Here is a 20,027-nt window from a genome sequence, read left to right on the forward strand (position 1 = left end):
TTACGCGTCATGGCGGAGGTAACGGCGGGAGATGGCGTCGAAGGAGATGGCGAGCACGACAATTGCGCCGGAGACGATGCCTTGCCAATAGGGTGACACGCCAAAAAGCACAATGATGTTCTCGATGATCGCGATGATGCCGGCGCCGAAGATAGCTCCGATCGGGCTGCCGATGCCGCCGGTGGTCGCCACTCCCCCGATGACGGAGGCCGCGATTGGCGCGAGCACCCAGGTATCGCCGATCGATGGCTGCGCCGTGCCGAGACGAGCCACCATCAGGACGCCGGCAAGCGCGGCAATTGCACCGGCCGCGACAAAGACGATCAGCCGGACGCGATCAACGCGGATACCAAGCATGCGGGCGCCGGCCTGATTGTTGCCGATCGCATACATGTACCGACCGAACGGCGTCTTCAACATCACGAAAGTGGCAATGGCGAGGGCGGCCAGCATGATGAGAAAGGGCGCGGGTATACCGAAGACATCACCTCGTCCGAGAACCTGAATTTCGCGCGGAATGCCCGTTATCGCAACACCGCGCGTCAGCACGAGGTTTGCGCCACCAAACATTCCGGCCGTACCGATGGTCAGCACGAGCGAATGAAGCTTGAGTACGGTGACCAACAGTCCGTTGAGAAGTCCAAGGCAGGCTCCGAGCAGGATCGCAAGCAGCATTGAGGAATACGGATCGAAGCCCAGCCGGATCATCAGGATACCGGAAATAACGCCGCACAGACCACCGACGACGCCGAGCGACAGATCAAGCTCGCCAAGCACCATCAGCATGGATTGCGCGATGGTGATCAGCCCGACAAAGGCAAGTCCGCGGGCAATAACCGAAAGATTGTATGAGGTCAGAAAATAGGGTGAGATCAGCGCAGAAAGCGTGAAGATGACTGCAAGCGCCACGAAGACGCCGGCAAGCGGGCTGCGCATCAAAAGCGCAAAGGACTTAGTTTGCATCGGCTTTCGCCTCCGTGCCGAAAATGGCACCTATGAGTGTTTCATTGCGGGTGTTGGCCGTGTCGAACTCTCCGGTGATTCGGCCATGATGCATCGTGACAATGCGGCTTGCGCACTTCTTGAGCTCATCGAGTTCAGAGGAGACGAGGATGACGCCGACACCCTCCTCGGCGAGGCCTCTCATGATCTTGTAGATCTCGCTCTTCGTGCGGATGTCGATGCCTTTCGTCGGCTCATCGAAGATGAGGACGCGTGGCCGCGTGGCCATTGCTCGGCCGATGATCGCCTTCTGCTGGTTACCGCCGGAAAGCTGCGATATCCGCTTGCCCATGCCGGCGGTGCGGATGCCGTAATCATTGATGATCTTCTGCACGGCCTCGCGCTCGCGGCCGTCGCTGATGCCGAAGGAGCCTTTGGTCAGCGAAAGGATGGAGATGCCGATATTCTCGCGCAGCGAAAGCAGCGGAAAGATGCCGTGATGCTTGCGCTCCTCGGAAAGATAGAGCATGCCGCCGGCAACCGAGGCCGACGTGTCGTTCAGTACCCACTGGTTGCCGTTGACGCGGACCTGCCCTGCTGACGCCTTGAGGAAGCCGAAGATCGTTTGCATGACTTCCGACCGTCCCGCGCCGACAAGTCCGGCAAAGCCGAGGATCTCGCCGCGGCGCAGTTCAAAGCTGACGTCCAAAAAACGCGTTCCGCAGAGACCACGGACTTCCATGATCGTGTCGGTGACGGGTACCTGAGGACGGAAATGCTCGTCCATAGCGAGATCGCGCCCTGACATGGAGCGAATGAGATCCGTCTCCTTGATGTCGGCGATCTGTCCGCTTTCGACCTTTTCGCCGTTGCGCAGCACGGTGTAGTCGTCGCCGATCGCAAAGACTTCATCCATCTTGTGGCTGATGAAGACGATTGCATGGTCGCGATCGAGCAGGCCGCGGATGACCTTGAAGACGCGGTCCACCTCCACCCGCGTGAGTGACGAGGTCGGTTCGTCGAGGATGAGCACCTTCATGTTGGCATTGGTGCAGGCACGCGCGATCTGCAGCAGCTGCTGGTCCGATACTGAAATATTGGCGACGAGATCGCGGGGATCCGCCTCGATGCCGAAGCGTTCGAGAAAGCCGGTTGCTTCCTGAGCGAGCGCGCTGCGGTTCACGAGAAATCCGCCGTGCCCTGTCCGGTCAAACGGCATGAACAGGTTCTCCGCGACGCTCATCTGCGGAAAGAGATTGAGTTCCTGCGGAACATAAGCGACGTTCTTGTAGAGCATCGGCTCGTTGGTCGGGTCGCGCCCGTCGATCTGAACCGTCCCGCGGGAGGGCCTGTCGGTGCCGGTGAGGATCTTGACCAGCGTCGACTTGCCAGCGCCGTTCTCGCCGGCCAGAATGTGCGTGCGGCCAAGTTCGATCGAAAGATCGACATCGTTGAGGGCGGTCACGCCAGGAAAATCCCGACCGAGGCCGCGTGTTTCGAGATAAGCCATTTTATACCTACACGTAGGACCGATATGAAAGAGGCGCGGAGCAACCCGCGCCTCGAAGCAATCCGATCGTGTCGATCAGCCGCCCACGTTCTTCTTGGTGAGGAAGGCGTTGCCGGTGTCGAGGTAGCCGGGGACCGGGGCGCCTGTTGCCTGGGCCCAGAGCAGCATCACCGACCAGTAGCCTTGCAGTTCCGGCTGCGAGGCCGACGAGCTGTCGGCGACGCCGTTGCGGATCATGTCCAGCATTTCCGGCAGGTTATCGAGGCCGACGAGCGTGACCTTGCCCTGCTTGCCAGCTTCCACGATCGCCTGACCGATACCGATCGGACCGGCGGCATCGGACGCGACCCAACCCTTCAGGTTTGGGTTTGCCTGCATGATGGCGGCAGCCTGCTGCTGGGCGGTCTCGATGCTGTCGTTGTCGATGCCTTCGGCAACGACGTTGATCCCCGGATGTTCGGCGAAGACCTTGCGGTGGCATTCGGCGCGGATCGAATGGTTCGGTGCGGTCGGTACGCCCTGCATGATGGCGACTTCGCCCTGGCCGCCGAGAACCTCGACGAGACGGCGCGCGGCGATCTTTGCCTGCTCGCAGAAGTCAGAGCCGATATGCGGGATTTCCATACCTTCCGGAGGCACGGAATCGAAGATTACCAGCGGAATCTTCTGCCCCTGCGCTTCTTCGAGCGAGGCGCGGTTGCCTGAGGGATCGAGCAGGTCGAGCGCCAGACCGTCCGGCCGCGTGGAGAGCGCACTATCGATGATCTGGTTCTGCTGCACGACGTCTGCGGCTTGCGGTGCCGAATATACGATTTCGACGGACGCGCCGGTCTGGGCCTTGATGGCGGCTGCGGCCGCCTGCGCGCCGTTATTCACCTTGTCGAACCAGGGGTGCACGACTTTCGGCACGATGACGAAGCGATAGCTGTCTTTTTTGGTGGTTCCGATGGCGTCCTGTGCCCAGACGACGCCCGGGATTGCAAGTGCGGCGCATGCCAGCACTGCGGCTAGTTTCTTCATGATGTCCTCCCTTGGTGCAGGCGAAAAATCCTCCCGCCTGAGTATTGGAACGAGGGCTTTGCAAGGGGCTCGTTCCCACAACTCAAAGCCCGCGAGCACATCAATACATATGTAATTTTATTTTTACAATAGTAAATCTTCGCGCTGAAACTCCCTCATTTTCGCTATTTGGTTGGTTGAAAGGACAGCAGACGCGAGCGGGGGCATCCGATCAGACTCTGTCGCAAGCTTTTAGAAACGGTTTGAGGCACGGCTTTCGCTGGACACGGTCGCAATCGAGGAGTTCTCGGCATTGCGCTGAGTGCGCGGTCGTGTCTATGGCTCAAAGTGATATCGATAGGCTCGATCTCCTCGCCGACCCAGACCAGCCGCGAGACCTGATCGGCTTCGTTGTCCACATCGGTGATGTCGCCGATACCGAATTCGCTCGACTCCGTCATGATGGTTTTTCAGAGCCTGACAAAACGAACATAGCGGTCTATGCTTGAGATCGATCTTCTGTCACCGCGCAGGCCGCTCCTCACCCTGATGGTATCTCAAGACCAACAGCACTGATGTACCAGGCACCTCCGTGCTCAACCGTCGAGCTCACTCCACTCTTCGCGTAACAGTGACATCAGGACCAAATCCCCACGGCTTCCGTCCTGAGCCGAAGCGCTTGGCGCATAGTGCCTTCCTGGATGAAGCCGATTCTTCTGTAGACATCTTTCGCATGCACATTAGAGGGGAGCAGGTCGAGCCAGAGCCGTCCGACATCGTGGAGAGCGAAGACCAGTCGGCAAATCTGACGCAAGAATGCCGATCCGTGGCCCAAGCCCGTCTGCGCCATCGCGATGCGGTGAAGCTGGGCGTTCCCCATGCCGTCATCGTCCAGACGAACCACGGCGAAGCCGACGGGTTCCGCTCCGAGATGGCATAGAAGATAATTGGTGTTCGTCGTTTCGATCCGTCGCCGATGTTCGTCCGCATTGAAGCTGCCGATCAAAGCGGCATAACCAAGAGTGCGCTCTACCGACATGATAAAAGGAATGTCGGCTTCGGTGGCCGGGATGATCGAAAGAGGCTGCGCTGAAGGGGAAGTATCCATATCGTCACTTCTTCCGTTCAGCACTCACGCGGACCGACGGTTTCGAGTGGCGCCTCATGCCAACCTTCGGCTCGGGTCAGGTAGGCAACACTGCGATATCCGCAGCGGCGATCGTAGCGAGCGACCGGCCGAGCCCCACTCCGACAGTCTGCACACCATGGCTGTCGTCACCGAGGGTGACAGGAATTCCCATTCTGTGGGGGCGTTCGAGAATTTGTGGAAGCGGGTAAACAGGCCCATAGCCATTGCGAAAGGCTGCGCAGTTGACGTCGAGTATGGATCCGTTCGCCTTGATGGCGTCGAGCGTCCTGTTGATGGAGCGAACGACCCGATCGGAGAAGACAAAGCCGGGAGGTTCGTATTTTCGAACGAGATCCAAATGCGCGACGATATCGGGCCTCAAGTCCCCCACCATACCCATCACCTGATCGAAATAGGCAAGGCGCAGTTCTCCGTGCCACCGAGATCGGCACCCAATGCCGCCGTGTCGCTTGCGGAGTAGTCGATCCATCTGCCACTGATGTCATGAACGCTGCCGACAATGTAATCGAAGGCATGGGCTTCACGCAGCCGGATCATCGCTTCGAGCCAGCCTTCTGGCGGCAAGGTCTCCGTTTCCTGCCGGCGCGGCCTTTTCGATGCGATCATGGATCCGGTCGAGCGTGTAGGATGTGGGATCAGGCGTAGCGAACCTACTTTCCGACCGAAAATTATATAGAAATATTGGTCAGTAAAAAGGCAAGCCTTTACTGACCAAAGTGTGTATCAAGATATTGGTCAGTGGACGCCGCTTCGCACCGTCCTTGCCGAATGGCCGCCTTGCAGCCTACGTCTTCGGCAGCGATCAGCCAACGATCGACCGCTTCCTCCACGGCTTCCCCCTCCGGCGGCGGCGTCACAGCCGAGCTTGCGGAGGCAGTCGATGAACCGGACCTCAAGACGCTTTTCGAAAGGGGCCCGATGAGTAGCGAAATTGCTGAGACATGGCTCTAAGTACGGTCCGGACAAGCCGCAGGCAGGGTACGACGTAGTCCCAGAACTGCCGTACCCCCATGCCTTTCATTCAAAGTTACCTTGTCTCTCATCGCTTTATGCTGAGGCTCACTTAATCGAAATGCGAAGCTCCGCACGGAGCCCACCCTCCGGTCGACTATACAAGAGGACGATGCCATTTAGCCGGCGCGCGGCCAGTTCAGCTATCGCCAGTCCCAGTCCGCCGCCCATTATCGCTCCAGCATATTCAATATAGTTCGATATAAGAGCCGCCCTTCGTGAGAAAGGCGGCCGAGCATCTACTGATGGAGCCGGGTGCCGCTCAGAGCTCCGACCATTCCTCTGCTTTTATGGCGGTATTGCCGCGGATCATCTGGACCGACCTTCTAGCAGACAAGGGCGCGTTGGCAGAAGATATTGGGTTCGAATGTGACGACAATGGCGCCTGATCGCCAGGCAGCTTGAACTGATTGACGAGATCGCGCAGACGGGTGGCCTCTGAGGCCAGCGCTGCCGATGCCGCTGTCGATTGCTCCACCATCGCGGCATTTTGCTGTGTCGTCTGGTCCATTTGATTGACGGCGGTGTTGACTTCGGCAAGTCCCGTGGACTGCTCGCGAGCCGAAACGGCAATCGCATCCATCAAACCATTTATTTGCACGACGTGATCACCGATTGCCTTTAAAGCCGTGCCCGTTTCACCAACCAGCGACACGCCGGAGCTGACCTGCGTTCCAGAAGCGGTAATCAGCGCTTTGATCTCCTTGGCCGCCTGCGCGGAGCGTTGGGCCAATTCGCGCACTTCCTGAGCGACGACCGCGAAACCTTTGCCGGCCTCACCGGCGCGTGCAGCTTCGACACCGGCGTTGAGCGCCAAGAGATTGGTTTGGAAGGCGATTTCGTCGATGACGCCGATGATGTTGGAGATCTGCCGAGAGCTTTCCTCGATCCGCCGCATGGCTTCGACCGCCTGCGAGACGACCTCGGCCGACTTGGCCGCATTCTGGTTGGCGAGCGCCGCGACGCTGCGGGCCTCCTCAGTGCGCTTCGAAGAGTTGCGAACGTTGACCGTAATCTGGTCCAAGGCTGCTGCCGTTTCTTCAAGGGCCGCGGCCTGCTGCTCTGTGCGTTTGGAAAGGTCGTTGGCGCCGCCTGAGATCTCGCGAGTGCCGCTGTCCATGCTGGCAACACTGTGCAGGACAGAGCCAATGGTCTGGGCGAGTTGCCGAAGCGAATCATTGAAGTTCTGCCGAAGCGGTTCGTAGTCAGTTGCGAAGGCTTCGTTGAGCTGGAAGGAGATGTCGCCTTCCGCCAGGCGTTTCAGACCCTCGCCCAGGGTTTCGGTAGCGTGACGAAGTTTTCCGGCCTCTTCCTGCATCCGTTTCTGGCTGGCGAGGCGTGTTTCCTCGGTTTGCCCGCGGGCGGCCTCCGCCTCTTCTTCGAGTTGCCTGTTGGCAATCGCGTTCTGTCGGAAAACTTCGACGGCGGCGGCCATTTGTCCAACCTCATCCTTACGGCCGACGCCGGGAATAGCGATGGCAGTGTCGCCGGAGGCCAAGGTTCTCATGGAGCCGGAAATCTGAACCAGCGGTGAGACGAGGCTCTTCTGCAGCAGGAACAGCAGGGTTACGACAGCCGCCGCCATGGCGGCGGCGCCCAGGAGAATAGTCATGCGGGCGGTGTCAGCAGCCTCATTCGCGCCCTTCGTGCGTCCGTCCAGTAGGGCGGCCTCATCGGCAGTGATCTCCGCAATCTTTGCACGAACTCCGTCCATCCATTTCTTGCCTGCGCCTTCCATTTCCATGGCACGCGCCTGCTCGATGGTGGCCGGGTTGCGCATTAGCGCAATCTCTTTGGTCGCGACTTCTGCCGTCCAACCTTTAACGAGCACGTCAAGGTCGGCAAGGCGTTTCTGCTGGGTGCTGTTGTCCGATGTCAGTTTGACGACGTCATCAAAGGCCGCCTTGTAGTTCTTCTCCCCACTATTGTACGGCGCGAGAAAGTCCTCGTTACCGGAGATCAGGTAGCCGCGCACGCCGGTTTCGCGATCAACCATCGCCGCAACGATCGCCTCGGCTTGCTTCAGCACTTCATAGGTATGAACGGTCCATCCGTTGGCCGTCTGCTGATATGACAACGACGACCAACTCAGGGCGTTGACGACGAGGCTGATGACGATCACAAGCGCAAAGGCTGCGATCATCTTCACGAGCGTGCGGAGATTGTTAAGAAGCTGCATGATTGCTTTCCGGTTGGCGGTGGTTCTGCGGCGCCGGACCAAGCGGCTCGCAACCACGGGCGGGGTGCTGATGATGGTAGAATTTCACATTGCTGCTTTTCTGACTGCTGCACGCGCGATGTCGATGCCCATCAATCTTGGGCACAAGATTTCCGGGAATGGCAATTCACAGCAAAGGGAAGCATTCGATGGTTGGGGCCGCCGCAAAGCGGCGACGGCGGGTTTGCCACGAGTGGTTCATCATGAGCTTCGTGGCGTATTGACCCGGCAGGATCACGGGATTCTAAATACGTTTATTGCAAAATAAAGCTAATAAAGTTCTAAATTAGAGAATCTTCGTGAAATGTTGGTCGCACCATCTGATCTTTTTCTAGATATGGTTCTCGGTTGGGCCAAGAGCGTTTCCTTTATATACTTGTAGGACGTTCGCATGTGCGGACTCAACTGTGGGTAGGGCTCAGAAATACAACGCCACAGCCAATGAACCTCGGTCTTGGACGGCATTGAAGGCGCTGGAAGCAGTGCTGGCGTCAACACACTCCGCGAGATCCAACCTGATCCGTCGCTCTGTGGTCAGATAACGTCAGTGAGGCCTTACGCTTCTTAGCCTATGGAAATCCCCTGATGTGTCTTCAAAATGCATTTTGCCTTTCAGGACTAGTGATTTGACAATCGACTGAAGTGATTGGCTAAAGCGCAACAGCGATGAGACGGGTCTACGTTCGTACCCTTTCAGGAACAAACGTCCCGCTTCCTGGCCCTGTGCAAGCGCTGCTCAATTCCAGCAGCACCTCTTCGACGTGCCTCCAATACCCGGGGGCGAAGAGCGACTTCCAGTTCACAAAGTGTTGCTCCGGGCTTGCAGACGACCTGGTGCCCGGCATTAATCAGACGAACGCCCTTCAGCCGCATCGTGTTAATGACGATGACATCCCGATCATAATCATTGCCGTGCGGCGTTGAGCCGCCCGTCAGGCCGGTGTTCGAAGCCTGCATGATGACGATCGTATTGGCCGCGACACAGGCCTGTAGCACGCGCCACAGCGCGACCAGAGAGCCCGGTCTGACGACGGCAAGCGCCTTGCCGCCGTCAAAGCGAAATCCGACACTATATGATCTCGTCTCTGCGGCATCGGTCATAACATAGCGGTACCTGGCGATCCGCTTGAGAGTATCGATCAGGGCCGAGGCTTTCCGCGAATGCTCGTTCGGGGAAAAGATCAAATCGGAAGTGCTGGCCACCGATCATCTATCCTGTTTGATTTGCTGGCGTTGGCTGCCGAGCCCCTCGATACCCAGTTCGACGATGTCTCCGGATTTCAGGAAGCGCGGTGGCTTCATTCCCATGCCAACACCCGGCGGGGTACCGGTCGAGATGATGTCTCCGGGCTGCAAGCTCATGAACTGGCTGAGATAGGATACGAGATAGGCAACACCGTAGATCATGGTCGTGGTCGAGCCGTTCTGCATCATTTCGCCATTGACCTTCAGCCACATGCTGAGGTTCTGGGGCCGGTCGGTCCGAACGTGTCGCAGCTCTTGCCTTTCGTCCATTGTCCGGAGCGTTCAGTCTGGAACGCCCGCTCCGAAACGTCATGCACGACACAATAGCCTGCCACGTGATCCAGCGCGTCGGCCTCTGAAACACATTTGGCTGTCTTGCCGATCACGACCCCGAGTTCGACCTCCCAGTCCGTCTTCGTGGAACCCCGCGGAACGAAAACATCGTCGTCAGGTCCGACGATGGCCGAGGTCGCCTTCATGAAGATAATCGGCTCCGGTGGGACTGCGGCTCCTGTCTCCGCCGCATGGTCAGAGTAATTGAGGCCAATGCAGATGAACTTGCCCGTGCCCCTGACACATGCGCCAAGACGCGGAGAGCCTGAAACTGTGGGCAACATTCACGTTGGTGATATCAGTTGCTCAGGTACCGGGGGTGGTGAACAATCCCGCAAATTCCGGGTCGGCGTTGCAACGCAGCTTTATGGCTGCGATCGGCTGTTGTCTGAGATCTGTGGGGACAGCCGCCGCGAGGTGGATGTCGTTTTGGTCGATGCGGTGATCGCCAAGTTATTCCGTGACAAATGATAATGGGGCGGTAAGGCCTTCCCTTTTAGCTTTCATAACGGGAGTGGTCCATCAAGGCCGATATCAATCCAGCTTGTTGCTCATCAAAAGGGGGCACGTCCACTGCGCTTTGTGCGAGGCGCACGTAAAGCGCGCCGTGCACGACCGTCAGATCGTCTGCCGCCCTGAAAGCAGCTCGATCGAAAGGCTGAAGAAGGTCGGCCCGCCCAGAGGCTCCTCCGTATCGACGCCAAAATTGAAAGATCCTGGCTCCCACCAGAAGGCACGTTTTTCCAGGAGTGACCATGCATGGATGCGTTCGTCGCGGCGCGCGGGCGTATCCGTCAGCTCCTCGAAACGACCCTGAATGAGGACGCTTTTCCACTTTCTGTCCTGGCCAAGCTCTTCGACGTGGAAACTGGCCAGGGGGTTTGCTCTGAGAAGGTCGATCTTCAGGCCAGGCATGGAAAACATGAACAGCCGGCGTCCTTCATAGGCGTAGTGAATGGGAACGATATAGGGATACTGCTCACCGCTGCATGCGAGATGGCCGAAGGTGTGATTGGCCAGGAATTCGATGCAGGCATTATCGCTCATCTCCCGCAGTTGCATGCTAGCCTCCGATGCTTGAGATGTTCAGTCGCTGCTGATCCGGCGGGCCAAGCATCAATTTCGTCAGAAGCGCGAACGTCTCCTGCTGCTGGGCGACGAGCGATTTCAGATCAGTATTTCTGAGCTCGTCGAGCTTGTCATGCAGCGCCATGATTTCGATCTCAGCCTTCAAATTGACCTCGTAGTCGTGTGCGGCATCCACCCGGTCTTTGGCGGCATGCCTATTCTGGCTCATCATGATGACCGGCGCCTGCACGGCTGCCAGCATGGAAAGGATGAGATTGAGGAATATGAATGGATAAGGATCGAAGGCGCCCGCTGCGGCCAGCAGATTGCCGGCGACCCATCCCGCAAGGACGATCCCGAAAAGAATGATGAAGGTCCACGAACCGCCGAATTCCGCCACCTTGTCGGCCAGCCGCTGCGGCGGTGTCAGCTTTGCATCGAAGGACTGATTGGAATCATGGGCAATCGCGTGCCGGGAGATGAGGCGCCGGAAGACTCCCCGTTCGCGCTCGGTTAGGAGCTCGAAAGCTTTGCCGAGGTATTTGTTAGCATCGGATTCGATGGCCGCGGCGCCAATCTCAGCACCAGCCAATTCAGTATCATTCCCGGTCGACATGATAGTCTCCCGCCGGATACACCGGCCGCCTTCGCGACCCCATGACAAAGTCGCCCATCGAATGAATATCCCGATATCAATGCGCATTCACATCAAAGAAGTCTTCCATCCGCTTAAGCCGGTACATGGCCCGCCTCTTGCGATCATAGAGCCTGCCCAGCAGCGCATGCTCCACAGCTGGCGGTCCGCCGATGAGGCGGAGCCTGCTTAAGATTATTTCCTGCCTAGTGACCCGCTGCTCTGCCTTCATGGCGCGGTGCCTTGCAAACCTCAGGTCCTTTTTCTTGTATCGCGCTGATTGCATCTTTCTCACCAATCGTTGTCGTCATCGCGCCTGGCCGATGATGCTGTTCTCGCGGCCATGACCACGAGGCGTTTCAACTCCATGAACACGTGATGTGCGCTCTTGCGGGCATCCTCACATTGCCTGCCGCGGGTAAAGTCTTCTTCTGAAGCAACCGCCGAGAATAGCACAATTCTTCCGCTTCCCGGCTAGAGAAAATAAATTATTCATCTAAAAGCCGACCATCGGTGCAATGCAATTTTTTCAAAGTCGAGACTTGTTCAAATCCCCTCAGATAGGATGGCAGCAGTATAGATTGTTGCTGCGTCGTTGATCCCGGGCTTGTATCGTGCTGCGGCTTTGACGCGCTTTTGCTGAAGTACAAGCCCCACGATGCGCCGATCAATCGCGGAGCAGGTGCGGAGATCGGTCAACACGTCGGGGGCAGAGCGACCTAGGCCGGGCAGCTTCCAAGGATGTACTGGATCGGCGATGAAAAACTGTCCCCACGCAGATCCAGTTGCTCACCCTGGCCATCTTTCTCGCTCAGCATCCACCCGGCAGAGCCCACGCTTTTGTGCATCCGGATTGGCGTTTGTTGGCACCGCGGCGGCAGCATGATATTTCCGCTCGCCAGCTCCCTCGCTGTTCCATCTCCGGATCCTCGAAGGTGGCCAGGCCATTGACGATCACGTGCTAAGAGATCGCGTCCGCGGCCGCGCGCGTTTCGCCAAACCGCTCTGCGTCAAATCATGACCTGTCGAACGAGACAGGTCCTCGTCTGCTTGAAGCCACTTGATCACGTCGTCGGAGACGGATGTGGAGTTCGAGAGGCTGCCCTCGATGAGGGTTCGAATCCCGTAGAATGTGACGAGGTCCCGGGCAGAAACGCGAAAGAACAAGCCATCGTCAGCGGGCAGTATGACCACCCATCCGTCCTCAAAACTCAAAAATCTGTCGGGTCCTTCGCAGAGGATCGATCTGCAGAACTCCCCGATCTGCTTACAGATTTTCTCGGTTATGCTCGGCGCCTGTACGACGGCGACGAAAGTCTCGGCAACATGTTTATACATCAGAATACCCTTTCGGCCGTCTCCGGCTCAGTCGATTCATGATTTCGTCCTGGATAGAAATTCCATTCACGCGGACCCCAGTCCGGACGCGTGCGATCTCGAAAATGTGGGACGCCTGTATTCGGCGCTGCGGATTTCCTCAGGTCGGCCCCAGACCCCCTGTTTGCGTTACAGGGCGATCAACGGACGTGTACGGTGGTGTGCGGTGACATCTCTGGTTTCTGGCTCAGGGAGGATCTATCCGGATCGACGGCATCGACGCGCTATGCGCTGCCGCGGTGGACGTTGGTTCGACGCTGAAACTGGGAATGGCCTTCGCCGCATCGTGCGGGCCGCTTGCCAAAGACTGTCCAAGCGGTTGATCGGCAATTCGCGTGTCGCCTGCAAGCTTCGTCTCACCGGCTCCTGGTGATCGGCTGGATACAGGTCGTATTGCTCCGGGGCAGGACGGACCCTCGGCCTTGAATAGTCCGTGTCGACGCGGCGAAGCCAAGATGCACGCCACGCGCTTCGTGCATCTGCGGAAATCCTCGACTTCTCACCGCTCGAACTTTTTTTCGGCTGCTCCGCAGTTCCGGGCAAGACAACGGAAGAGTTCAAGACTGCGGGCGCTTGATGCAGCATGTCGAAGAATTGCGGCTCGACATCGTCCGGGCATTCCTGGCGACGCACGCAGCGGGGAGATAGGACGGCCATTGTTGGCCGTCCTGGCGTGCTCAGTCACCGGTTTCGAAGGCAACCAGCAAGGATATGAACCGCGGTCTCATCTTTTTCGGCATAACCATGAAGGCATCCACGAGCCTCTGGCCCTCATCCGTCGCGACGAATTCTTCGCGCAGAATCGCCTTTCGATTCAGCTCTCCATTCACAGTTGACAAAGGGTTTTGTAGCCCCTCAAAAAAATAGGCCATCGGAACGCTGAGCAATTGTGCCATCTCGTAGAGAGTGGAGGCACTCACCCGATTGTATCCGCGCTCATATTTCTGAATCTGCTGGAAAGAAACCCCGACGGCCGCGCCGAGCGCGCTCTGCGACATTTTCAGTTGTTGACGGCGCCTTTTGATGCGCTTTCCAACCTCCACATCGACCACATGATAGGCCGCCTCATCAATTGCGGCACTTTCATCGACCGGAAATGACCTGGCTATAGCATTCTGCTGCATGTACGGCGCTCCCCGCTGGCCAGATGATCTGGCAACCGAAACGCCGGGGAGTTGGAAATGCCGTTGGTTACAGCCCCCGTGGACTTTAGCGCGAACGCCTCTTGCATACTCCACAGGCTCCCCGACCACTAAAGGTCGCGAAGAAGTCGCTTACAGCGCACAACAACCAAAATGGGGTTTCCACGCCCCAAGGCGATCAGATCGCCTGAGTTGTACACTATCAACCCGATTCACGTTTGCAAAGAACCTTTAAGGCCGGGCCTTAACATGAAGCATGGATGCAGGCCTGTTCCACTATGATCTGTCCGCTCGATCGGCATGGTCCGTCTCGATCACGATCATGCGCAGCAGGTAACGCACGAAATTCAAATCGTTGCTCGGCGGGTAGCGGCGACAGATTTCTTCGACCGCTTTCAGTAGTTGCGCCGTATCCTTGTGGACGGTCTCCATCATAAAACGGCGCGCGTTATCGGCATCCATTGCCGACTTGCCGCGACGAGCCACTGGCTCGGTTCCTTCACGCAGCTGCGGGCGAGGATTCGCGATTGACTGCGAAACTGCCCCTCCAGCAGAGAATCGATTGAGAAATGTGATATTTGTCGCGATGCAGCCGCAGCAGGTCAGATGAAACGCTTGCGGCCGCGAGCTGGATTGGGACACCGTTTTCTTCTGCGACACTCTTCAGCAGGTCGAACCGGTAGCCTCTGCGACGCATCATCGCGATGACACGTGGATAGGTCAGGAAAACAACGCCGCGCGCGCCGAGGGCGAGCACGCATTCCAGGACACCGGTCATGAGCAGGTCCGAAACGCCGATGCCGTTGATGGCCGGCACATTGCGGGCTGTCGCGCACCTGGTCCATTCGAAGGAATACCGTTCCCCTGGCAGGGTTGCCGCGAAATGGGGACAAAACTCGGCGGCGAGGTACGGGAAGGATGTCGGCAGAAGGCGCGAATAGGCGACAATATGCTTCTCATGTTCGAGGATCAGATGGATTGCTGAGGGACCATCGAACTGGTCGCGCTCGCGCCGGTCGGCTCTGCGCACCGCTTCCCATCCGAGTTGCTCGACGAAGCGGGTGTGGCGAAATGACCAAACCCGGTCCATCAATGCTGGATCGTCATGCTCATGGATGATTTGCAACATAGTTCTCACTCCGGCTGCATGTGCGAACAATGCAACCAGTGATAAGGGAATACTATCCGTAATTTGTCGTGGTTTTCAGCGCTGCAGGCCGCGGCGAAACGCTTCAGCGACCAACTGAGCTCTATTTGTCGCGGACAGCTTGCGCTGCAGGCTCCGAATATGGTCTTGGACCGTGCGTGGCGAGCGTCCCGTGAGGCGTCCGATCTCTCGGTCGGTCTTTCCGGCTACGCACAGTGTCAGGCATTCGCTTTCGGATCTGGTGATGTGTGGTGGCAGACCAGGGGGGTGCCGGATCGGCTCCAGTTCTTTCAGCCGTCCATAGGCGCGTTCTGCAACAAGTTCTAGGAGCTTTGTTTCTTGTCGTGTCATCGCTTTTCGCGCGCCAGCGACGGAAAAAATTCCCCCGTAGCCCATTGTTGAGTGCAAAGGGATCGTCAGGCCATCGACGAGGCCGAAATCACGGGCTTCCTCCATGATTCGTCTGGCCTTTGCCGGTAGGGCTCGTTGGTCCAGCGCCTTTGACCAGATCACCGACTGGCCGGTTTGGCGAACCAAATTGGCGACCGGGTCGGCGTGGAAATAATCCAGTTTCAAATAGCGTTCAAACCAAGCCTTCGGCCATTGCTGCCATACGAAGAAATTATCGAGCCGCTCATGCGGCAAAGGCAGGGATGCCATCGCGACATAATCGATGCCGAGGTATGATGTGACGCGCTCGATGCCCTGGACAAGCTCGGCGCGATTTCTGATCTCGTCGCTGGTCGCAAGAAACTCGACCAAAATATCCGCGAGGAATGGATCCACTAGCTATCCTTCTCAAGATTGACCACAACACCCTTAGTGCCGTCGCAGGCCTCCGCAGAACTAGTTATGCATCATATAATTGTATTTTTTATATAAAACCACCGTAATTTGTATTTGCGCCACGCTTTCATGCAAAGAGTGAGTTTGTGGAACAAAACAGCGAAAGGAGTACGGGTCCGGGGTCTGGAGCAAATGACGTTCTGTGACCATCCCGCCGTATTCCGTCCGATCTTTGCGCCTTCCGGAAATGCATGCAGGATCACGAGTACTGTGGCAACTACGGTTACGGGCGGAATGCAGATCGCGACAAGGGCTTCGCGGAAGCGATGTTCGCAGCCGGGCGCTGCATTAGGCATTGCCCCGCTAATGGGACGGGGGCTCTCGCAGACGCTCGTATCCCGTTCGTCTCGGTGCCAACGGTATCAAAAAGGGAGATGTCGCATGCGTTGGCATAGGACGAGATTTGAACGATCCCAGTGATCTAGCTCGTTGACCGACTACAGAACCGCTTTGCCGATTTTAATGAACGCCGGCCCGATCCTCTTCGATCGCCAGTTGCGCAGCGTGCCCCCGCTCAGCAACGAGGCCAAACTTGCAATGGTGGCAGAGAGTTATTCCGCCCCGCGTCAGGTCACCGCAACAGCACGTCACCATGGGATAACACGCTTTCAGTTGAACGCTTGGCGTAAAGCAGCTCTTGCCGCGAACAGTGCAGGCGTTAGGCCGGCGAAGCCTGTCGTAAAAATACTTGCAGGCTGCTGATGCCAGTCGGCAGGATACAGGCAGTCACTGAATGGTGGGCAATTGCTTCAGGGGATTGGCCAGCGACACACCGAGCGGCTCGAAATGTCGCTCATTGGCGGTCAGAACAGTGAGACCGTGCGCGGCGGCAGTGGCCGCTATGGCGATGTCCTCAAAGCCAGGATCATGAGCACGCGCCCGGTCGAGCATCAGACCGGCGTGTCTCGCTTCCTCGACGCCGAACGGCAGGATCCGACCGGCGTAGAAATGTTCCACCGCCGACAGCCAACGGCGCAGGTTCTTCGCCTTCGTCGTCGCTTCTATTCTGACGGCGCGGGCAATGCCGGCCTCAATCTCGGCGATGGTGATGGCCGAAAGATAGAGGCGGTCGCTATGCGCCCGCACCCAGGTCGCGAAAGCCTCGACGCCGACCTGACGCTTGGTCGGCGCATCGGCCGACACGATGTTTGTGTCCAGAAGATACAAGATCAGAGACCGTTTTCGCGGGCGGGCTTGCGCGACCGTTCGGGAATATCCGCCGGCTCACCGGGAAAAGCCAGAAGCAGGTCAGCGAAGTCCGGCACCCTGGAGACTCGTTGCCATTCCTCGAAGGAAATCAGCACGGCTTCCTTGCGACCATGACGGGTGATAACGGTTGGTTCTCCGGCCACGGCCTGATCGACCACGGCCGAAAGCGTCGCCTTGGCGTCCTTGAGCTGGATTTCCTTCATGTCACTACTCCATATGACTACCGATAGTCATATATGATTCCGCCGGCCTGAATCAAGCAGGAGCTGGAATTTCATTGACAAGCCAAGCCCACGCTTGCGGCCAAACCTCCAGTCCACGCCGCCGTCCGGACGAGCCACCTCTGATATATGCTGGCCGATTTGTTTCTCGACGGCAGGCGTCCACGGCACGAGGCTGAAACCGAGACCATCATCGACCATCGCAGACCGCAAGCGGCGATCGTTTCGAGGCCGATGCCGTGGTGGTCGCCACCGGGCCGGCGGTGCCGAAGATGGTGGCAGAGAGTGGCCAGACCATTGGCGACGGAACCCGGGTCGCCCTCTTGGTGCAGACGGAAGCCGTTCGACCATCCGCTGCGCGCCGTGCTCAATACGCCGTGCGTCGCGGTTCGTCCGGCCCCGGGGCGGGACTTTTTCGCTGGATGTCGATTGGGCCGCAGACGAGGGCGTGACGCTGCGCCCCGACGGCAGCTATGCAATCGATGATGCGGTGGTGGAGGCGCCGATGGCCGAGGCGAGCCGGGTGATGGTGGACCAGCCATCACGGTTGAGTGAGGAAGCTGTCGTTTGTCGTGGAAACTCGCCAAAGCGATGTACCGAAGTTTAGCACAGCCGGGACGGGCATCAGCTAGTGCGGCAAAAGAATCCATATTATGGATACGTGAAGTTTCAACAATCTATGGATCCGGCGCGTGCACCCCCAAATGCCATTCACCAGGCTGACCGGCTCGCCATTTGAACGAGGCCGGCAACAGGGCTCCCTTCTCTTGCAATTGGTTTTTGAGGGCTTTGCCAGGCTGCGCAGATCGACGACACCGGAGCGATGGCACCGCGCCAAAAGCATGGGTGCGAAATCCTTCGCGCGTCTTCGTGCCGTCGCGCCCGATCTAACGGCGGAGCTGGAGGGTCTCGCCGAGGCGACCCGCCTCGATATTCTCGACGTCTATCTCCTGTCCTGCTTTGAGTATTTCGGCGAAGGCCAGACGGGTTGTACCTCCGCTGGTCTGCAGACGATCGATGGGACTTTCGTCGCTCAAAACTGGGATGCATCGGCGTGTCGCAGCGAGGAACTCGTAACGCTCGTCCATGAGGATCCAGACCGTCCCTTCGTCACGATAGCTTCGGCGGGAACACTTGGCTGGGTGGGCATGAATGGCGCCGGGCTTGCCTTCGTCAACAATGATCTCATTGTCGACAAAAGCCAGGAAGGGATGCCAAGTCTGGTGATCCGGCGCCTCATGCTCGCAACGGGTTCGGTCGGTGAGGCGCTCGAGGTCCTGCGGAAGAGTGATCATCTGGCCGGGCGCTGTTTTCTCATTGGCGATGCGACGGGTTCCCTGTCAGTAGCGGAAATCTCCCCGTCTGCCGGCGTTGCGGATGCTGCTTGCCCGGTCATTCGTCATACCAACCATCCGCTCCTGCCGGCGATTGCCGTATGGGAAGACATCGAAGCCGTCGCGCAGCTCTACCCGTCGAGCCGCGAGCGGCTGCGAGCGGCAAACCGCCTGACGCTGGAGAGCGCCCAGGATATCGAGGTGCTCCTCAGGGACAGGGCGGGTGCGCCCGATGCCATATGCAAATCCGCCTCACAGCGCGAGGATACCGAAACCGCCTTTTCAGTCATCTTCGACTGCCGCCGGCGCGAGGCGATGATCGCACTCGGGCGGCCGGACAGAGCGCCTTACCAGCGCTTTAGGCTCGAGGTCCGAGCGATGGCCTAGGCTGCGGTTGCGACCTCCATGCCATGCATGCGGGCATAATTCGCAAAATGGGCGCCGAGCTCCTCGGCCCGCCATTCACAATCTTCTGGCCCGTATGCTTCGCACTCATACCCAAGAACATCGCGCAACACTTCGGTCGATCGGCCGGTAAAGCGGACTGTGCCGTCGTCGTCGACGCTTTCAATGCCGTCGAAGCGCTGGCATTGTCTGTTGATGTCTACAGCCTCTTCGAGCGTCAATTTACCGGGGAGGTCAATGAGAAGCCCGGTCGGTGAAACCCTGACGGGATAACCGCCGACGAGTCCCAGCGGTCCCGGTGCGTGCACCACCTGGCCGGAACGGTTTGAAAGTGCAAGCAACATCGCAGTCGCAGATGACGCCGTCACCGACTGACCGGCAAGCCCTTTGAGCCGACGGAAGCGGCCTGCTACCAGTGAGAAAAGCACGTCGTGATCAATCTCGGACCTCGGCACTTCCAGCCCGTTTGCGTAGACGGTCAGATGATAAGGCGCGCCATCGGTCCCGCCAGTGCTGGGCATTCGGTAACTGAGGTAGTGCTGGGCAAAGAACCGAACCTCGATCGACGATGGATCTAGCGAAAGCATGTGAGCGGCAGCGAGCCGGATCCCGGGGACCGCGTTTGCGATATTTCCGATGCCGACTGCGGGCGCTAGTCCTTCGGCAGCGAGCGTTGCATTGACAACATCAGGATAGGACGCGTTGACGACGGTCGCTCGGCTGTTTGCCATTCGGACAGATTTCATGAGACGACGAATGAGGACCTGGTGCATCGGCGTCCAAATACCGCCTCGGGCCTCGTCAAGCTTCTTGAAGGCGTCCGCCGGCAATTTGGTGATGACCCACCAGCTGTGCAAGGTCGTCGCGTTGAAGATGATGTCGGGTTTCAGCCGGTCGATTGCCGCCGCTGTCGTATCGATATCCATAAGGTCGATCGCTTCAATCTCTACCGGCTTGGACCGTCCGAGATTCATTGCGGTATATCGAGCCAGATTAACGCGGTGCAGCGCCTTCTCCGGGTTTCTCACGCCAACGACGAGCGCAAGCGGTGCGTCGCTTTGCAGCAGGAAATCAAGAACGTCGCCGCCGAGAACGCCTTGACCGAGGATCAGCATCTTCGGGGGGTCGGCATGTCTTGTCATGGTCATTCCTCCTTTTGCATCCTATGAGTTAATCTCATGAATATTACATCAATAGATTGCATCATGGATCGGCTTGTTGTAAATTGCAACTGAA

22 protein-coding genes and 4 pseudogenes are annotated in these 20,027 nt (G+C 58.2%); 5 read left to right on the forward strand and 21 right to left on the reverse strand.

What is annotated here, in order from left to right; all coding sequences use genetic code 11:
- The 7 genes from AC1DUP_RS28625 to AC1DUP_RS28655 form a co-directional block, all read right to left on the reverse strand.
- A complete protein-coding gene (locus tag AC1DUP_RS28625; protein ID WP_113296172.1) occupies positions 1-963 on the reverse strand; it encodes an ABC transporter permease in 963 nt (320 codons plus the stop codon).
- Positions 953-2,452, reverse strand: coding sequence for a sugar ABC transporter ATP-binding protein (locus AC1DUP_RS28630; RefSeq protein WP_113308553.1), 1,500 nt, complete (start codon positions 2,450-2,452; stop codon positions 953-955). Before AC1DUP_RS28630 ends, AC1DUP_RS28625 begins: the two co-directional genes overlap by 11 nt.
- Before the next feature lie 75 nt (positions 2,453-2,527).
- Positions 2,528-3,472 (reverse strand): substrate-binding domain-containing protein, encoded by a 945-nt coding sequence (locus AC1DUP_RS28635; RefSeq protein WP_113296174.1) that lies wholly within the window; start codon positions 3,470-3,472, stop codon positions 2,528-2,530.
- Between the two features lie 616 nt (positions 3,473-4,088).
- Positions 4,089-4,583: a GNAT family N-acetyltransferase gene (locus tag AC1DUP_RS28640; RefSeq protein WP_162748467.1), complete on the reverse strand. Its 495-nt coding sequence runs from the start codon at positions 4,581-4,583 to the stop codon at positions 4,089-4,091.
- 52 nt (positions 4,584-4,635) lie between these two features.
- Positions 4,636-4,974, reverse strand: a complete 339-nt coding sequence (locus AC1DUP_RS28645; RefSeq protein ID WP_162747049.1) for a PHP domain-containing protein — start codon at positions 4,972-4,974, stop codon at positions 4,636-4,638.
- 5 nt (positions 4,975-4,979) lie between these two features.
- A complete protein-coding gene (locus AC1DUP_RS28650; protein WP_113308555.1) occupies positions 4,980-5,207 on the reverse strand; it encodes a PHP domain-containing protein in 228 nt (75 codons plus the stop codon).
- A gap of 667 nt (positions 5,208-5,874) precedes the next feature.
- A complete protein-coding gene (locus tag AC1DUP_RS28655) occupies positions 5,875-7,791 on the reverse strand; it encodes a methyl-accepting chemotaxis protein (RefSeq protein WP_113308556.1) in 1,917 nt (638 codons plus the stop codon).
- On the opposite strand from AC1DUP_RS28655, the gene AC1DUP_RS28660 reads away from it, so the two are divergent.
- Positions 7,790-8,098 carry a hypothetical protein gene (locus tag AC1DUP_RS28660; RefSeq protein WP_113296180.1) on the forward strand — a complete coding sequence of 103 codons (309 nt, stop codon included), beginning with the start codon at positions 7,790-7,792 and terminating at the stop codon, positions 8,096-8,098. The two genes, AC1DUP_RS28655 and AC1DUP_RS28660, sit on opposite strands and share 2 nt — an antisense overlap.
- A 425-nt stretch (positions 8,099-8,523) precedes the next feature.
- Here AC1DUP_RS28660 and AC1DUP_RS28665 read toward each other — a convergent pair whose 3' ends face one another.
- Both AC1DUP_RS28665 and AC1DUP_RS28670 read right to left on the reverse strand, forming a co-directional pair.
- Entirely contained in the window at positions 8,524-9,033 is a 510-nt protein-coding gene (locus AC1DUP_RS28665) for an FAD-binding protein (protein WP_477836076.1), read from the reverse strand.
- A gap of 3 nt (positions 9,034-9,036) precedes the next feature.
- Positions 9,037-9,689 (reverse strand): annotated as a pseudogene (locus AC1DUP_RS28670) (fumarylacetoacetate hydrolase family protein); the annotation flags it as partial.
- Between AC1DUP_RS28670 and AC1DUP_RS28675 the strand changes: the two are divergent.
- Positions 9,682-9,879: a hypothetical protein gene (locus AC1DUP_RS28675; RefSeq protein WP_113296181.1), complete on the forward strand. Its 198-nt coding sequence runs from the start codon at positions 9,682-9,684 to the stop codon at positions 9,877-9,879. The pseudogene AC1DUP_RS28670 and the gene AC1DUP_RS28675 sit on opposite strands and share 8 nt — an antisense overlap.
- A gap of 147 nt (positions 9,880-10,026) precedes the next feature.
- Here the strand turns inward: AC1DUP_RS28675 and AC1DUP_RS28680 are convergent, their stop codons facing one another.
- The 8 genes and pseudogenes from AC1DUP_RS28680 to AC1DUP_RS28715 all read right to left on the reverse strand — a co-directional run bounded on the left by AC1DUP_RS28680 (position 10,027) and on the right by AC1DUP_RS28715 (position 15,562).
- Positions 10,027-10,470: a pyridoxamine 5'-phosphate oxidase family protein gene (locus AC1DUP_RS28680; RefSeq protein WP_113308557.1), complete on the reverse strand. Its 444-nt coding sequence runs from the start codon at positions 10,468-10,470 to the stop codon at positions 10,027-10,029.
- A 1-nt stretch (position 10,471) separates the two neighbouring features.
- Positions 10,472-11,092, reverse strand: a complete 621-nt coding sequence (locus AC1DUP_RS28685) for a DUF1003 domain-containing protein (RefSeq protein ID WP_477836078.1) — start codon at positions 11,090-11,092, stop codon at positions 10,472-10,474.
- A 765-nt stretch (positions 11,093-11,857) separates the two neighbouring features.
- Positions 11,858-12,071 (reverse strand): annotated as a pseudogene (locus tag AC1DUP_RS28690) (AraC family transcriptional regulator); the annotation flags it as partial.
- A complete protein-coding gene (rctB, locus tag AC1DUP_RS28695; RefSeq protein ID WP_477836080.1) occupies positions 12,065-12,448 on the reverse strand; it encodes an SMa0974 family conjugal transfer regulator in 384 nt (127 codons plus the stop codon). The pseudogene AC1DUP_RS28690 and the gene rctB, both read right to left, overlap by 7 nt.
- A gap of 716 nt (positions 12,449-13,164) precedes the next feature.
- On the reverse strand, positions 13,165-13,611 hold the full coding sequence (locus AC1DUP_RS28700; RefSeq protein WP_113296186.1) for a helix-turn-helix transcriptional regulator: 447 nt from the start codon (positions 13,609-13,611) through the stop codon (positions 13,165-13,167).
- A gap of 294 nt (positions 13,612-13,905) precedes the next feature.
- Positions 13,906-14,115, reverse strand: a complete 210-nt coding sequence (locus AC1DUP_RS28705) for a hypothetical protein (protein WP_113509317.1) — start codon at positions 14,113-14,115, stop codon at positions 13,906-13,908.
- A gap of 13 nt (positions 14,116-14,128) precedes the next feature.
- Entirely contained in the window at positions 14,129-14,758 is a 630-nt protein-coding gene (locus AC1DUP_RS28710; protein ID WP_477836083.1) for an acyl-homoserine-lactone synthase, read from the reverse strand.
- 75 nt (positions 14,759-14,833) lie between these two features.
- Positions 14,834-15,562, reverse strand: a complete 729-nt coding sequence (locus tag AC1DUP_RS28715) for a helix-turn-helix transcriptional regulator (RefSeq protein ID WP_113308560.1) — start codon at positions 15,560-15,562, stop codon at positions 14,834-14,836.
- 597 nt (positions 15,563-16,159) lie between these two features.
- Here AC1DUP_RS28715 and AC1DUP_RS28720 point away from each other — a divergent pair.
- Positions 16,160-16,324: a transposase gene (locus AC1DUP_RS28720; RefSeq protein WP_477836196.1), complete on the forward strand. Its 165-nt coding sequence runs from the start codon at positions 16,160-16,162 to the stop codon at positions 16,322-16,324.
- A 24-nt stretch (positions 16,325-16,348) separates the two neighbouring features.
- Here AC1DUP_RS28720 and AC1DUP_RS28725 read toward each other — a convergent pair whose 3' ends face one another.
- From AC1DUP_RS28725 to AC1DUP_RS28735, 3 genes and pseudogenes are all read right to left on the reverse strand, one after another.
- The gene (locus tag AC1DUP_RS28725; protein ID WP_113308562.1) at positions 16,349-16,789 is read right to left on the reverse strand and encodes a PIN domain-containing protein; all 441 of its coding nucleotides are present in this window, start codon (positions 16,787-16,789) and stop codon (positions 16,349-16,351) included.
- Positions 16,790-16,791: 2 nt separating this feature from the next.
- Positions 16,792-17,034, reverse strand: a complete 243-nt coding sequence (locus tag AC1DUP_RS28730; RefSeq protein WP_477836086.1) for a type II toxin-antitoxin system Phd/YefM family antitoxin — start codon at positions 17,032-17,034, stop codon at positions 16,792-16,794.
- A gap of 27 nt (positions 17,035-17,061) precedes the next feature.
- Positions 17,062-17,262, reverse strand: a pseudogene (locus AC1DUP_RS28735) (DUF3363 domain-containing protein); the annotation flags it as partial.
- On the opposite strand from AC1DUP_RS28735, the pseudogene AC1DUP_RS28740 reads away from it, so the two are divergent.
- Together AC1DUP_RS28740 and AC1DUP_RS28745 are read left to right on the forward strand one after the other, a co-directional pair.
- Positions 17,253-17,593, forward strand: a pseudogene (locus AC1DUP_RS28740) (D-amino-acid oxidase); the annotation flags it as partial. The pseudogenes AC1DUP_RS28735 and AC1DUP_RS28740 sit on opposite strands and share 10 nt — an antisense overlap.
- Positions 17,594-17,756: 163 nt before the next feature.
- Positions 17,757-18,773 carry a C45 family autoproteolytic acyltransferase/hydolase gene (locus tag AC1DUP_RS28745; RefSeq protein ID WP_477836088.1) on the forward strand — a complete coding sequence of 339 codons (1,017 nt, stop codon included), beginning with the start codon at positions 17,757-17,759 and terminating at the stop codon, positions 18,771-18,773.
- On the opposite strand, the gene AC1DUP_RS28750 is transcribed toward AC1DUP_RS28745, so the two are convergent.
- The gene (locus AC1DUP_RS28750; RefSeq protein ID WP_477836090.1) at positions 18,770-19,933 is read right to left on the reverse strand and encodes a hypothetical protein; all 1,164 of its coding nucleotides are present in this window, start codon (positions 19,931-19,933) and stop codon (positions 18,770-18,772) included. The two genes, AC1DUP_RS28745 and AC1DUP_RS28750, sit on opposite strands and share 4 nt — an antisense overlap.
- Between the last annotated feature and the right edge of the window lie 94 nt (positions 19,934-20,027).

Source organism: Rhizobium sp. 01L419, from assembly GCF_056400025.1.